The sequence below is a fragment of the Streptacidiphilus melanogenes genome (assembly GCF_000787835.1).
Lineage (GTDB): Bacteria > Actinomycetota > Actinomycetes > Streptomycetales > Streptomycetaceae > Streptacidiphilus > Streptacidiphilus melanogenes.
In genome coordinates, this window is sequence record NZ_BBPP01000006.1 from 191548 (window position 1) to 206778 (window position 15231).

A 15231-nucleotide genomic window follows, 5' to 3' on the forward strand; every position below is an offset into this window, starting at 1 on the left:
GTCCCGCTGTAGCAGGGCCATCCGCCCCGGGTGGTTGCTCGCGCAGTCCCCCGCGCCCCTGGGTGGTCCAACTGAGTGCGCAGCGTGGGTTGCGCGCAGCGCTGCGTCTTCTTCCCTACTGGCCGGTGAGGCCCGAGCGGCAGTCTGCAGGAAACACCGCTTGGAGGCCCACCGTGACTGCAACCTCAGCCGTCCCCGACGGGGCGCACGACGACGACCGCCCACGCACCGCGTCCTTCGCGCAGCGCCGGCTCTGGTTCCTGGACCAACTCGCCAAGGACGCCTCCGGCTCCCTGCTGCCGCTCGCCCTGCGGCTGCGTGGTCCCCTCGACGCCGACGCCCTGGAGCGCGCGCTCGCGGGGATCGCCGACCGCCACGAGGTCCTGCGGACCCGCTTCACCGCCGTGGGCGGCGAGCCCGTGCCGCAGGTGGACCCGGCGGGCGGCTCGTCGCTGGAGCGGGTCGAGGCCACGGACGTCGCCTCCCTGTTCGCGGCGCAGTTGGCCCGTCCGCTGGACCTCGCGACCGAGCACCCGATGCGCGCCGTCCTGGCGCGGCTCGCGGCCGACGACCACGTCCTGCTGGTGACGATCCATCACATCGCGGTCGACGGCTGGTCCTGGGACGTGCTGATGCGCGAACTCGCGGCCGGCTACCAGGGCGAGGCCGTCGCCGCCCCGGCGCTGCAGTACGGCGAGGTGGCCGCCGCGCAGGCCGAGCGGCTCAGCGGTGTGCGGATGGAGAAGCTGCTGGGCTACTGGCGCGAGCGCCTCGACGGGCTGGCGCCGCTCGCCCTGCCGACGGACCGGCCCCGGCCGCGCTTCTGGGACGGCGCGGGCGACGTGGTGCGCTTCCGGCTCCCGGCCGACCTCGTCGCCGAGGTGGACGTCCTCGCCCGCAAGCACCGGGCGACCCGCTACATGCTGCTGCTCGCCGTCTACCAGGCGCTGCTGGGCCACTGGTCCGGCCGCACCGACATCGCCGTCTGCTCCACCCTGGCCGACCGCGGCAGCGCCCAGGTCGCCGACCTGATCGGCCCGTTCGTCAACACCGTGGTGCTGCGTGCGGACCTCTCCGGTGGGCCCGGCTTCGACGCGCTGCTGGACCGGGTGCGGGCCGGCGTGCTGCAGGACCTCTCCCGTTGCGAGGCTCCCTTCGACACCGTCGTGCGGGCCGTCGGCGGCGAGCGCGACCTGTCCCGGCACCCCTTGGCACAGGCCTCGTTCACCCTGCTCAACACCGCCCACCACGAGCTGCGCCTGCCCGGTCTGGAGGTCGAGCTGGTGCCGCCGCCGCTCGGCGGGACGGCGCTCGACGTCTTCCTCGACCTCAACCTCTGCCCGGACGGCACCGTCGCCGCCCGGCTCCAGTACGCGACGGCCCTGTTCGACGCGGCGACGATGGAGCGGTTCAGCGCCGCCTACGTCGAGCTGCTGCGCGCGGTGCTGGCCGATCCGCAGACCCCCGTACGCGAACTGGCGTCCCGGCTGGCCCTGCTGCCGGGCGCGGGCGAGGGCGTGGACGTCGACACCGTCGTGAACGAGTGGAGCCGCGCCGCCGACCGGCCCGCTGGCGAGCCGGCCCCGGTGGCCTTCGCCGGTCCCGCCGAAGCGGTCGCGCTCGTCTGCGGCGGGAACACGCTCAGCTACGGCGAGCTGCACGGTCTGACGGGGGGTCTCGCCGATGCCCTGCGCGACGCGGGCGTCGGGGTGGGCGGCCCGGTCGGCGTGCTGGTCCGGCGCGGCGTCTGGTCGGTGGCCGCCATGGGCGGCGCCTGGCGCGCGGGCGGCGTCTACGTCCCGCTCGACGCGGACCTGCCGCAACAGCGGCTCGCGTTCATGGTGCGGGAGGCGGGTCTCGTCGCGCTGGTCGCGGACGAGAAGACCGCCTTCCTCGCCGAGGAGTTGGCGGCGCAGGGCACTGCCGACGAGGCCCACCCCGGTCTCCGGCCCGGCGACGCCGTGCCCGACGCATATCGGGCGATCACAGCCCCGGTCGGCTCGCCGACGCCTGCTGACGGCTCCGGTACCGCTCCGGCCGCGCGTGCGCGCGCCGCGGGCGGTACGCCGCTGCCGGTCGTCCGGGTCGAGGCCGTCGTGGCGAACGCCGACGCGCCGCGCCACGCCCCGCATCCGGACGAGCTCGCCCATGTCATCTTCACCTCCGGCTCCACCGGCCGCCCCAAGGCCGTCGGTGTCGAGCACCGGGCGCTGGCCGCGCACGTCGCGGCCGCCCGCGAGCGGTTCGCCGTCACGGCGGACGACCGGGTGCTGGCCTTCTCCTCGTTCTGCTTCGACGCCTCGCTCGACCAGCTGCTGCCCGCTCTCGGCTGCGGTGCGCAGGTGGTGATCCGCCCGGACGAGCCGTGGCTGCCCACCCAGGTCGCCGAGGCCGTCGCCCGGCACGGCCTCACCGTCGTCAACCTGCCGCCGACCTTCTGGACCGAGCTCGCGTTCAGCCTGGACCGGCGCAGCGCCGCGCAGCTGACCACGCTGCGCCTGCTGATCCTGGGCGGCGAGGCGGTCCCGTCCGGGGCGCTGGCCGCCTGGCGGGAGGCCGTGCCGCAGGTGCGGGTCTGCAACGCCTACGGCCCGACGGAGACGACCGTCACCGCTGCCACCTTCGACGTGGCCGGACCGGCGGACGGCCGGGTGCCGATCGGCCGCCCGCTCGGCCGGCGTCGCACGTACGTGGTCGACGCGCACGACGAGCCGGTGCCGGTCGGCGTCCCCGGCGAGCTGCTGATCGGGGGGCCGGAGGTGGCCCGCGGCTACCTCGGCCGTCCGGGCCTGACGGCCGAGCGCTTCGTGCCGGACCCCTTCGCCGCCGACGGGAGCCGTCTCTACCGCACCGGCGACGTGGTGCAGTGGCTGCCCTCGGGCGACCTGGAGTTCCTGGGCCGCCGCGACGACCAGATCAAGATCCGCGGCTTCCGGGTCGAGCTGGGCGAGGTCGAGGCCGTGCTGCGCTCGGCCCCCGGTGTGACCGCGGCCGCCGTCCGCCCGGACGCGGCCACCGGGCAGAGCCTCGCCGGATACGTCGTCGGCGAGGACGTCGACAGCGCCGCGCTGCGTGCGTGGTGCGCGGAACGGCTGCCGCACTACGCGGTGCCCGCCGACTTCCTGGTGCTGGACGCGCTCCCGGTCACCGTCTCGGGCAAGCTGGACCGCGCCGCCCTGCCGGACCTGCGCCCCGACCGCTCCGCCTCCGGCGCCGGCTACGCCGCGCCGCGCACCGACGACGAGCGGCTCATCGCCTCGATCTGGGCCGACGTGCTGGGCGTCGAACGCATCGGCATCGACGACAGCTTCTTCGAGCTGGGCGGGCACTCTCTGCTGGCCACCATGGCCGTCTCCCGCGTCGCGGAGCGCCTGGGCCGCGACGTCGAGCTGCGCGCGCTCTTCGAGAACCCGCGCATCCGCGAGTTCGGCCCGCTGGTCGCCGCCGCCCGCAAGTCGGCCGGGGCGCAGGTGGTCCCGGTGGACCGCTCGGGCCCGCTGCCGCTCTCCTTCGCCCAGGAGCGCCTGTGGTTCCTGGACCGCACCTCGGACCAGGGCGACGAGTACGTGCTCTGGTTCTCCTGGCGGCTGCGCGGCCGCCTGGACCAGGACGCCTGGCAGGCCGCTCTCGATGCGATGACAGCCCGTCACGAGGTGCTGCGCACGGCGCTGCTGGAGGTCGACGGGCGTCCGGTGCAGCAGGTCTGCGACCCGGTGCCGGTGCCGCTGGAGTGGTTCGACGCCCAGGAGGGCCTGGGCGAGGAGGAGATCCGCCGCCAGGCCCACGCGCTCGCCACCCGCCGGTTCGACCTGACCCGGCCGCCGATGCTCCGCGCGGGCGTGTGGCAGCTGGACGCCGAGGACCAGGTCGCCGTCGTCGTCTTCCACCACGTCGCCACCGACGGCTGGTCCAAGGACGTGTTCCTGCAGGAGCTCACCGAGCTCTACCGGGCCGAGCTGGCCGGTCGGCGGGCGGTCCTGCCGCCGCTGCCGGTGCAGTACGGCGACTACGCCGTCTGGCAGCGCGACCGCGCCGACAGCGGCGCGCTGGACGAGCAGCTGGCCCACTGGGCCGAGGCGCTGCGGGGCGTGCCGGTGCTGGAGCTGCCCACCGACCGGCCGCGTCCGGCCGGCTGGTCCGGCCGGGGCGGCGCGGTGGAGCTCACCCTGCCGACCGAGATGGGCGCACGACTGGACGCCTTCGCCCGCGAGCACGGCGTGACGCGGTTCATGGTGCTGCTCGCCGTCACCCAGGCGGTGCTGGCCCGCTGGACCGGCCAGACGGACGTGGCCGTCGGCACCCCGGTGACCGGGCGCGGCCGGGCCGAACTGGAGCGGCTCGTCGGCTTCTTCGTCAACACCGTGGTGCTGCGCACCGACCTCGCCGACGAGCCGACCTTCACCGCCCTGCTGGAGCAGGTCAAGGGCCGGGTGCTGGACGCCTTCGACCACCAGGAGGTGCCGTTCGAGCGCGTGGTGGAGCAGTTGCGGCCCGAGCGTGACCTGTCGCGCAACCCGCTCTTCCAGGTCATGGTCGACGTGCAGGAGTCCGCGACCGGCGGTCCCGGCATCGAGGGCCTCGCGGCGAGCGACTTCACCCTCCCCTGGCGTTCGGCCAAGTTCGACCTGACCGCCGCCTTCCTGCTGTACCCGCACCGCTTCGCGCTCAACGTCGAGTTCGCCGCCGACCTGTTCGACCCGGAGACCGCGCTGCGCTTCGCCGCGCACGTCGGCCGGGTGCTGGAGGCGGTGCTGGAGGACCCGGACGCGGTCGTGGACCGGATCGACCTGCTAACGGCCGAGGAGCGCGCCGAACTCGTCGCCGCCGCGGGCGTCGAGGCCGCCGCCGCACCGCCGTTCGCGCTCGCGGGCGAGCCGGACGCGGTCGCGCTGGTCTGCGAGGGCGAGCGGCTGACCTACGCCGAGCTCGACGCGCTGACGGGCGGGCTGGCGGCGGCGATGGCCGCGGCCGGGGCCACCGCCGGCACGCCGGTGGGCGTCTGCGTGCGACGCGGCACCGGGTCGGTGGCGGCGATGACCGCCGTCTGGCGCGCGGGCGGCATGTACGTCCCGCTCGACGCGCAGCTGCCCGCCGAGCGCCTGCGCTACATGCTGGCCGAGGCCGGCGTCGGCCTGGTCCTCGCCGACGCGGCGACCGCGCCCGCCCTGGCAGGCCTCGACGTGCCGCTGCTGCGCGCGGACGAGGTGCGGCCGGACGCGGACGGACCCCGGCACCCGAGCGCGCCCGACGACCTCGCCTACACCATCTTCACCTCCGGCTCCACCGGCCGCCCCAAGGCCGTCGGCGTGGAGCACCACGCACTGGCCGCGCACGTCGCCGCCGCCCGCGAGCTGTTCCGGCTGACGCCCGAGGACCGGGTGCTCACCTTCGCCTCGCTCTCCTTCGACGCCTCCCTGGAGCAGATCCTGCCCGCGCTGAGCGTCGGCGCGCGGGTGGTGATCCGGCCGGACGAGGTGTGGTCGGTGGAGGAGCTGGCCGCCCGCGTGCGCGACGAGGGCGTCACCGTGATGGAGCTGACGCCGTCGTACTGGGAGGAGGTCGTCGCCCGCCTGGAAGCGGTCGGACCCGACCTGGCGTCGCTGCGGCTGCTGGTCACCGGCGGCGAGGTGCTGCCGTCCGGGCCGCTGGCGACCTGGTTCCGGCACCTGCCGGAGGTCCACGTCGTCAACACCTACGGGCCCACCGAGACCGTCATCTCCGCGACCGCGCACGAGATCGACGCGCCGGTCCAGGGCCGGGTCCCGATCGGCCGTCCGCTCGGCTCGCGCCGCGCCTACGTGGCCGACGCGCACGGCGCGCTGGTCCCGGTCGGCATCCCCGGCGAACTGCTGGTCGGCGGACCGGAGTTGGCGCGCGGCTACTTGGGCCGCACGGCGCTGACCGGCGAGCGGTTCCTGCCCGACCCGTTCGGCCCCGGCGGCGGCCGCGTCTACCGCACCGGCGACCTGGTGCGCCGACTGCCCAGCGGGGAGCTGGAGTTCGTCGGCCGCAGCGACAACCAGGTGAAGATCCGCGGATTCCGCGTCGAGCCGGGCGAGGCGGAGGCCGTGCTGCGCCGCCACCCGGGCGTGCACGCCGCCGCCGTGCTGGTGCGCGAGCTGCGCGGCGAGCCGACCCTGGTCGGCTACGTGGCGGGCAGCGGGCTCTCCTCCGACCAGCTGGCCGCGCACTGCCGCGCCGAGCTGCCCGGTTACCTCGTCCCGTCGGTCTTCGTGCTGCTGGACCAGCTGCCGCTGACCGTGCAGGGCAAGCTCGACACCGCCGCCCTGCCCGAGCCCGAGCCGCCGGCGCCCGTGGCGTTCACCGCGCCGCGCACGCCCACCGAGATCGTCATCGCGCAGATCTGGGCCGAGGTGCTGGGCGTGGCCAAGGTCGGCGTCCACGACGACTTCTTCGCCCTCGGCGGGCACTCGCTGCGCGCCGTCTCCGCCGCCTCCCGGCTGCGGACCGCCTTCGACTGCCCGGTCCAGGTACGCGACCTGTTCGAGCACCCGACCGTCGAGCTGCTGGCCGCCGAGGTCGAGCGGCAGCTCGTGGAACTGATCTCCGCCATGAGCGAGGACGAGATCGACCTGTCCCTGACGTGGACCGACTGACCTGACATCGGATTGGACCTGAGCATCATGACCACTTCGGAGATCCGGCCGATCTCGGCTCCGGGCGCCAAGCCCCGTCCCATGCTGTCCGACGCCGCACGCAAGCTGCTGGAGCAGCGCCTGCGCGGGCTCGCGGCCCAGGTCGCGCCCACCGGGATACCGCGGCTCGACCCGCGCCCGGTCGAGGTGCCGCTCTCGGCGCCACAGCAGCGGCTGTACTTCCTCGACCAGATCGACCCTGGCGCGCCCACCTACCTGATGCCGGCCGCCTGGCGGCTCACCGGCCCGCTCGACGCGGCCGCGCTCGCCGCCGCCGTCGACGACCTGGTGGCCCGGCACGCGCAGCTGCGTGTCACCTTCCCCGCCGAGGACGGTCTGCCGATGCAGCGCGTCCACGCCACCGGGCTGCCGCTCGCGGTGGTCGAGGCGGAGGGCGACGGGGTGCGCGCGGCCGTACAGGAGGCGGCGACCCGCCCGTTCGACCTGGCCGCCGGCCCCGCCTTCCGGGCCACCCTGGTCCGCGCGGGGGCGGAGGACCACGTGCTGGTGCTCGCCATGCACCACATCGTCTCCGACGGCTGGTCGCTGGACCTGCTGGTGCGCGACCTGCGCGAGCTCTACCGGGGCCGTATCGAGGGCTCCCCCGCCGAGCTGCCCGCCCTGCCGATCGACTACACCGACTACGCCGTGTGGCAGCGCGCCGCCGACCAGAGCGCCGAACTTGACTACTGGCGCGGCCGGTTGACGGGCCTGACGCCGCTGGAGCTGCCCACCGACCGGCCACGTCCCGCCACGCCCTGCCACGAGGGCGCCGTGCACCGCCTCGCTCTGCCCGAGGAGCTGTGCGTCTCGCTGGCGGCGCTGAACCGCCGCACCGACACGTCCTCCTACATGACCGTCGCCGCCGCCTTCCAGGCCGCGCTGGCCTTCCACAGCGGGCAGAGCGACGTGTCGCTCGGCACGGTCGTCGCCAACCGCGAGCGGGCCGAGACCGAGCAGCTGGTCGGCTTCTTCGTGAACACCCTCGTGCTGCGCGCCGACCTGTCCGACGACCCGACCCCGGCCGCGCTGCTGACCCGCACCCGCGACGCCGTCCTCGGCGCGCTGTCGCACCAGGGCCTGCCCTTCGAGCAGGTGGTCGACGCGCTGAGCCCCGAGCGCGACCTGGCCCGCAACCCGCTGTTCCAGGTGCTGTTCACGCATGCCGAGGCCGGCCGGGTCGGCTTCGCCCTGGGCGGCGCGCAGGCCGAACCGTTCCCGGTGGAGCTGACCAGCGCCAAGTTCGACCTGCACCTGGAGCTGCGCGACGACCAGGGCCGGCTGGAGCTGGTCCTGGTCTACCGCCCCGACCTGTACGACGCCGCCACCGCCGAGGCGCTGACCGCGCACACCCTCGCCGTGCTGCGCGCCTTCGCCGAGGCCCCCGACGCGCCGCTGAGCACCGCCCGGCTCCTCACGTCCGCCGAACGCGCCTGGCTGCTGGGCGCGCAGGGCCCGGCGCAGCCCGAGGCGCGGCTCGCGGCCGTCCCGCGCACCGCCCCGCAGCGCGTCGCCGAGCACGTCGCCCGCACCCCGCACGCCGTCGCGGTGAGCGGCGGCGGCCGGACCCTGACCTACGCCGAGCTGGACGAGGCCGCCTCCGCGCTGGCCCGGCGGCTGCGCGCGCTCGGGGTCGGCCGGGAGTCGCTGGTGGGCGTCTGCCTCGGCCGGTCCGTGGACCTGGCCGTGGCGCTGCTCGCGGTCTGGCGGGCGGGCGGCGCGTACCTGCCGCTGGACCCCAACCACCCGCGCGCCCGCCGCGAGTTCACCGTCCAGGACGCGGGCGTGCGCTACGTGATCGCAGACGAGGTCGGCGGCGCGGCCGTCGAGGGGCTGCCCGTCGAGATCGTGCCGCTGCGCGCCGACGGCGACGTGGGGTGGCCGGAGGGCGAGCGCGAGGCGGACGCCTCCCCGGCCGCCGACGATCTCGCCTACGTCATCTACACCTCCGGCTCCACCGGACGCCCCAAGGGCGTCGAGCTCACCCACGCCAACCTGGCCTGGCTGCTCGGCGCGGCCGACGAGCACTTCGACTTCGGCCCGGACGACGCGTGGACGCTGGTCCACTCCCCCGCCTTCGACTTCTCCGTCTGGGAGCTGTGGGGCCCGCTGACCAGCGGCGGCCGGGTCGTCGTGCTGACCGAGGACGAGGTGCGCGACCCGTCCTCCGTGGTGCGGGTGCTGCGCGAGGAGCGGATCACCGTCTTCAACCAGACCCCGGCCGCCTTCAAGGGCCTGCGCGCCCATCTCGCCCAGGCCGGAACCGACGTCGCGGACCTCGCGCTGCGCGTGGTGGTCTTCGGCGGCGAGGCGTTCGACGTGCGCGACTACCGCGACTGGTTCGCGGGCGGCGCCGAGAGCGCCGCGGGCAGGCCGGCCCTGGTCAACATGTACGGGATCACCGAAACCACCGTGCACGTCACCTTCCGCACCGTCACCGCCGCCGACCCGGACGGTCCCGTCCGCTCCCCGATCGGCCGCCCGCTGACCGGCCAGCACGGCTACGTGCTCGACGCCCACGGCCGCCTCGCGCCGCGAGGCACCGTCGGCGAGCTGCACGTCGCGGGCGGCGGCGTGGCGCGCGGCTACCGGGGACGGCCCGAGCTGACCGCCGAGCGCTTCCCCGCCGACCCGTTCACGCCCGGTCGGCGGATGTACCGGACCGGCGACCTGGTCCACGTGCTGCCCGACGGCGAGCTGGCCTACGTCGGCCGCGCCGACCACCAGGTGAAGATCCGCGGCTACCGCATCGAGCCCGGCGAGATCGAGACGGCGCTCAAGGCCCAGTCCGGCATCGCCGACGCCTGCGTCGTCGCCCGCACCGAGGGGCACGGCGGCGCGCGCCTGGTCGCGCACGTGGTGACGACCGAGGGCCGCCCGCTGGACCCGGCGGCGGTGCGCGACCGGCTCAGGATCGACCTGCCCGAGTACATGGTCCCGGCGCTCTTCGTGCGTCACCCGAAGCTGCCGATCACCGCCAACGGCAAGGTCGACCGCAACGCGCTCGCCGCCGTCGCGGGCGCCGACGAGACGGCCGGAGCCGCCTACCAGGCGCCCGTCGGCGCCACCGAGGAGGCGCTGGCCCGGATCTGGGGGGAGGTGCTGAGCACCGAGCGGGTCGGCCGCGGCGCCAACTTCTTCGACCTGGGCGGCGACTCGATCCTGGCGCTGCGCGTCGTCGGCCTCGCCCGCGCCGGCGGGCTGGGCCTCAGTGTCGCTGACGTGTTCCGCGCCCGCACACTGGCCGACCTCGCCCGGCTGGCCACGACTGCCGTGGACGCGCCCGCGCCCGTCGCCCCCTTCTCGCAGCTCGACCCGGCGGACGCCGCACGGCTGCCCGAGGGGCTGGAGGACGCGTACCCGCTCACCCCCCTCCAGGCCGGGATGCTGCACGAGATGCTGGCCGACCCGACCCGCGGCGCGTACCACAACGTGACCGACCTGAAGGTCCACGTCCCGGAGGGCTTCGACCTCGCCGCCTTCCAGGCCGCCGCCGACGCGGTGGTGCGCGCGCACACCATCATGCGCTCCTCCGTCGACCTGGCCTCCTACGCGGAGCCCACGCTGCTGGTGCACCCGACGGCCGAACTCCCCGTCGGCTACCGCGACCTGCGCGGCCTGCCGCGCGAGGACCAGCGCGCCGCCCTGCAGGCTTACGTGGCAGGCGAGTTCGACCGACGCTTCGACCTCGCCGCCGCACCGCTGGTGCGGATCCACCTGTTCCACGTCGCCGACACCGAACTGCGGCTGGTGCTGACGGACTGCCACATCGTGCTGGACGGCTGGAGCCTGACCTCGCTCATCGCCGACCTGCTGGACCTGCACCGCAGGGCCGTCGTCGACGGCACCACGCCCGTTCTGCCGCAGGCGCCCGCGTTCGCCGACTACGTGGCTCTGGAGCGGGCCGCGAGCGGCAGCGAGCAGAGCCTCGCCTACTGGCGGCGCACCCTGGCCGACCTGGAGCCGGTCCACTTCGTCCGGCGGGCCACCGAGGACGGCTCCCTCTACGAGGCCCGGCGCACCTTCCCACAGCTCACCGGCCCGCTGGGTGAGCTGGCGCGCCGCGCCGGGGTGCCGCTGCGGACGGTGCTGCTGACCGCGTTCCACCACGTCATGGGGATGTTCGCGGAGCAGAACGACGCGGCGGGCCCGCACGCGGTCGGCATGGTCGTCAACGGCCGCCCGGAGTACGCGGGTGCGGACCGGATGCGCGGGCTCTTCCTCAACACCGTGCCCTTCGGCCTGCCCGCCTCGCCCGAGGGCGCCGGCTGGCTGGACCTGCTGCGCCACGTGTTCGCGGCCGAGCAGGAGTTGATGCCGCACCGACGCGTCCCGCTGGCCCGGATCCAGCAACTGTGCCCCGGCGCGGGCACGCTGGTCGAGGCGGTCTTCAACTACGTGAACTTCCACCGGCTGGAGGGCGACAGCTGGGACGAGTCGCTGGAGGTCGCCCGGACCACCTTCCCGCTGGCGCTGAACGCCAGCCCCGGCGGCTTCACCCTGGACACCGACGCCGCCTGCTTCGACACCGCGACCACCGAGCAGCTCGCCGACCTGCTGCGCGAGTGCCTCGACGCGATGCTCGCCGACCCGGAGGCCCCCGCCACCCGCCCCGCGCTGCGCGGCACGGCCCGCGAACAGGCCCTGGTCACCTGGGCGGAGGGGCCGACGGCCGTCAACCCGGCGCTCACCTTCCACGGCTGCGTCCGGGAACAGGCCCGGCTGCGACCGGACGCCCCGGCCGTCGCGCACGGCGACACGGTGCTCAGCTATGCCGAACTCGACGCCTCCGCCGACCGGTTGGCCGCGCGCCTGCGCGAGCTCGGCGTCGGCGCGGAGACGACGGTCGGCGTCTGCCTGGACCGCGGCCCCGAGCTGGTGCGGGCGGTGCTGGCAGTGCTCAAGGCGGGTGGCGCGTTCGTCCCGCTGGACGCCGCCTACCCGACCGAGCGCCTCGCCTTCATGGCCGCGGACAGCGGTATGACCGTGCTGATCAGCCAGCGCGGGCTGGCGGACGCGGTGCCGTTCGACGGACGGGTGCTGCTCGTCGACGACCCCGCCGACGCCGAACCGGCCACGGAGTCGCGCGAGGTGGCGGTCGACCCGCTGCACGCGGCCTACGTGATCTACACCTCCGGCTCGACGGGCGTCCCCAAGGGCGTCACCGTGCACCACGACGGCCTGGCCAACATGCTCCAGGCGCAACGCGAGGGCCTGCGGCCGACGCCGCAGGACCGGGTGCTCCAGTTCGCCTCGTCCAGCTTCGACGCCTGCGTCTTCGAGCTGACCTGGGCGCTGGCCAACGGCGCCTGCCTGGTGACCGCACCCAAGGACGCGCTGCGGGCCGGCCCGGACCTGGCCCGTACCCTGCGCGGGCAGCGCGTCACCGCGGCCGTGCTGCCGCCGACCGCGCTGGCTGTCATGCCGGGCGAGCACCTGCCCGCGCTGGCCACACTGATGGTCGCCGGGGAGGCCTGCCCGGCCGAGCTGGCCGACGCCTGGTCGGCGGAGCGCCGCTTCCTCAACGGCTACGGCCTGACCGAGACCTCGGTCTGGTCCCACCTGGCCGAGTGCCACCCGGGCGACGGCCGCCCGGCCATCGGCGGACCGGTCCGCAACACCCGGTCCTATCTGCTCGACCGCGACCTCCAGCCGGTCCCGGTCGGCGTGCCCGGCGAAATCTACGTCGGCGGCCCGAGCGTCGTCCGCTGCTACCTGGGCCGTCCGGGGCTGACCGCGGCGAGCTTCGTGCCCGACCCCTTCGGTCCGCCCGGAGCCCGCCTGTTCCGCACCGGCGACCTGGGCCGCCACCGCGCCGACGGCTCGGTCGAGTACCTGGGCCGGCGCGACTCGCAGGTCAAGCTGCGCGGCCTGCGGATCGAGCTCGGCGAGGTCGAGGCGGCGGTACGGCAGCTGCCCCGGGTGCACTCGGCCGCGGTACTGCTCCGCACCGACCTGCCCGGCGGCCCGGGCCTGGTCGCCTACGTGGTCGCGGAGCCCGGCGGGACGCCCGGTCAGACGTCCGGCGGGACGTCCGGCGGGACGTCCGGCGGGACGCTGACCGCGGAGACGATCCGTCAGGCGCTGCGCACCCGGATGCCCGCCTACATGGTCCCCGGCCGCTTCGTCTTCCTCGACGCGCTGCCGCTGACCAGTAACGAGAAGGTCGACCGCAAGGCGCTGCCGGCCCCGGCCCTGGAGCGGTCCGACCTCAGCGCCGCCTACGTCGCCCCGACCACACCGGCCGAGCTGGCGCTCGTGCAGGTCTGGCAGGAGGTGCTGGGCGTCGAGGAGATCGGCGTGCACGACGACTTCTTCGAGCTCGGCGGCAGCTCGCTGTCGACGGTCCGGGTCGCCGCCAAGGCGCTCGCGCGCGGCGTCCCGGTCACGGTCCGGGACCTGGTCGAGGCGCCGACGGTGGCCCAACTCGCGGCGCGGGCGGGCACGGCGCCGACGGAGGTCCGCTCCGAGGTGACGCTGCGCGCGGGCGACGGCGCGCCGCTGTACTGCGTGCACCCGACCGGCGGCTCCGCCACCTGGTACGTGCCGCTGGCCCGGGCACTGCCCGAGGGCAGCGCGGTGGCCGCCTTCCAGGCGCGCGGGCTCGTCGGCGGCGTCGACCCGCGGACCGTCCCGGGCATCGCCGCCAACTACGCGGCGGAGATCACCGCCCACGGAGACGCGGGACCGCAGCGGATCCTGGGCTGGTCCATGGGCGCGAACATCGCCCTCGAACTGGCCACCCAACTCGTCGAGTCCGGACGGCCGGTGGCTCCGCTGGTGCTGATCGAGCCGTACCTGCCGCACCCGGCGGCGGCCGAGCGCCTCGCGGGCTTCGTCGCCGACATGGCCGACGCCCTGCGCCTGCGCGACGAGCTGCGCGCCACCCCGGAGGGTTCCCCGGAGCGGGCGAAGGCCGCGGCCGTGCTCCAGGACCGGCTGCTCGCCGCCGGCATGGCGACGAGCGAGGCCGCGCTCGTCGCGGACGCGCCGATCGAGGTCTGGCACTCGCTGCTGGCCGCACTGGCCGACTACGAGCTCCGGCCCTACCCCGGCCAGGTCCACCTGGTCATCAGCCAGGCCTGCGCCGAGCTCCCCGACGGCGAGCCGATGCCGGGTCTCGACGTCGACCACGCCACCTACGTGGCCCGCTGGCGCGAGCTGGCTACGGGCGGCCTGACCGTGCACACCCTCCCCGGCGACCACCGCACCATGCTCACCGATCCGCTGGTCGCGGGCCTGGCCGCGCTGCTGACCGAACTCACCCCCGCCACTGGGCAGGAGGCCCGTCGATGACCACGACCACACTGACGCGCTTCACCGAGCGCTACCTGCTCGACCCGGCCGTCAACGCCGACCCCTACCCGTACCTGAACGCGCTGCGCGAGCACGATCCGGTCTTCTGGAGCCCGATGCACCGCGCCTGGCTGGTCACCGGCTACGACCAGGTGATGCGCTGCCTGCGGGACCCGGCGGTCTCCGCCGACCGGGTGCGCCCGCTGATGGACGCCGTCCCCGAGGGCGCCCGCGAGGACGCCGAGCGCGCCTTCGGCATCCTCTCCAGCTGGATGGTCTTCAACGACCCGCCCAACCACCGGCGCCTGCGTCAGGTCTTCCAGGAGCAGTTCGCGGCACGGGCGGTGGCCCGCTACCGCACCTTCACCGAGCGGGCCACCCAGGCCATGCTGGCCCGCAAGGCGGCCGCGGGCCGCACCGGGGACCTCTACGCGGACCTCGCCAAGCCGCTGCCCGCGCTGGTCTTCGCCCGCTGGCTGGGCGTGCCGCAGGCCCACGGGCCGTCCTTCTGGTACTGGAACGCCAAGGTCGCCGACCTGGTGCTGGGCACCGCACAGCAGGAGAGCGAGTACCGCACCTCGCTCCAGTCGCTGTGCAGCCTCGAGGACTACCTCGCCGACCTGGTCGCCCAGCGGCAGGCGGACCCCAAGGACGACCTGATCAGCTCGGTGCTGGCGGCTGGCCGCATCGGCGACACCGTCACCGAGGCGGAGTTCGTCGGCATGCTCACCCAGATGGCCTTCGCGGGCGGCGAGACCACCAGCAACCTGATCGCCAACACCATGCTGGCGCTGCTCGCCCAGCCGGAGCTGCTGGCCGCCGTCCAGGCGGATCCGGAGCTGGCGGCGGTGGCGGTCGAGGAGACGCTGCGCCTGGACGGACCGTCGAAGATGTCGATCCGCAACGCCGCCCGGGACTTCGAGCTGGACGGCCACACCGTGCACGCCGGGGACCGGATCTTCCTGGTCACCGCGGCCGCCAATCGCGACCCGGCCAAGTTCCCCGACCCGGACGCCTTCGACCTGCGCCGCACCGACGGCACCCACCTCGGCTTCGGCTTCGGCGCGCACTTCTGCATCGGCGCGGCGCTGGCCCGCCTGGTGGCCGGCGTCGTGGTCTCGGTCCTGGTCCGCGCCCGTCCGCGGCTCGCCCTGGACGCGCGACGGCTCGCCTGGCAGCCGTCGCTGCTCAACCGGAGCCTGACCGCGCTGCCCGTCCAGTACTGATCCCACCGACCGGGGCGTCGTCCTCCCGGACGGCGCCCCGCACGAAAGGTCTC

The 15231-nt window shown here is 75.2% G+C and carries 3 protein-coding genes; all 3 read left to right on the plus strand.

Annotated elements, in window-relative coordinates; translation table 11 throughout:
- Window positions 1-173: 173 nt before the first annotated feature.
- The 3 genes from TR49_RS09575 to TR49_RS09585 are packed head-to-tail and all read left to right on the plus strand — an operon-like array spanning window position 174 to window position 15178.
- A complete protein-coding gene (locus TR49_RS09575; protein WP_042379395.1) occupies window positions 174-6617 on the plus strand; it encodes a non-ribosomal peptide synthetase in 6444 nt (2147 codons plus the stop codon).
- 27 nt (window positions 6618-6644) lie between these two features.
- Complete coding sequence (locus TR49_RS09580; protein ID WP_084724749.1) at window positions 6645-13952, plus strand: non-ribosomal peptide synthetase; 7308 nt, start codon at window positions 6645-6647, stop codon at window positions 13950-13952.
- Window positions 13949-15178 carry a cytochrome P450 gene (locus TR49_RS09585; protein WP_042379396.1) on the plus strand — a complete coding sequence of 410 codons (1230 nt, stop codon included), beginning with the start codon at window positions 13949-13951 and terminating at the stop codon, window positions 15176-15178. The genes TR49_RS09580 and TR49_RS09585 overlap by 4 nt, the downstream gene beginning before the upstream one ends.
- Window positions 15179-15231 lie beyond the last annotated feature (53 nt).

Excerpts from the sequence above, each read along its gene's own strand:
- TR49_RS09580 (WP_084724749.1), top strand. The coding sequence starts at position 6,645 with ATGACCACTTCGGAGATCCGGCCGATCTCGGCTCCGGGCGCCAAGCCC.
- TR49_RS09585 (WP_042379396.1), top strand. The coding sequence starts at position 13,949 with ATGACCACGACCACACTGACGCGCTTCACCGAGCGCTACCTGCTCGAC.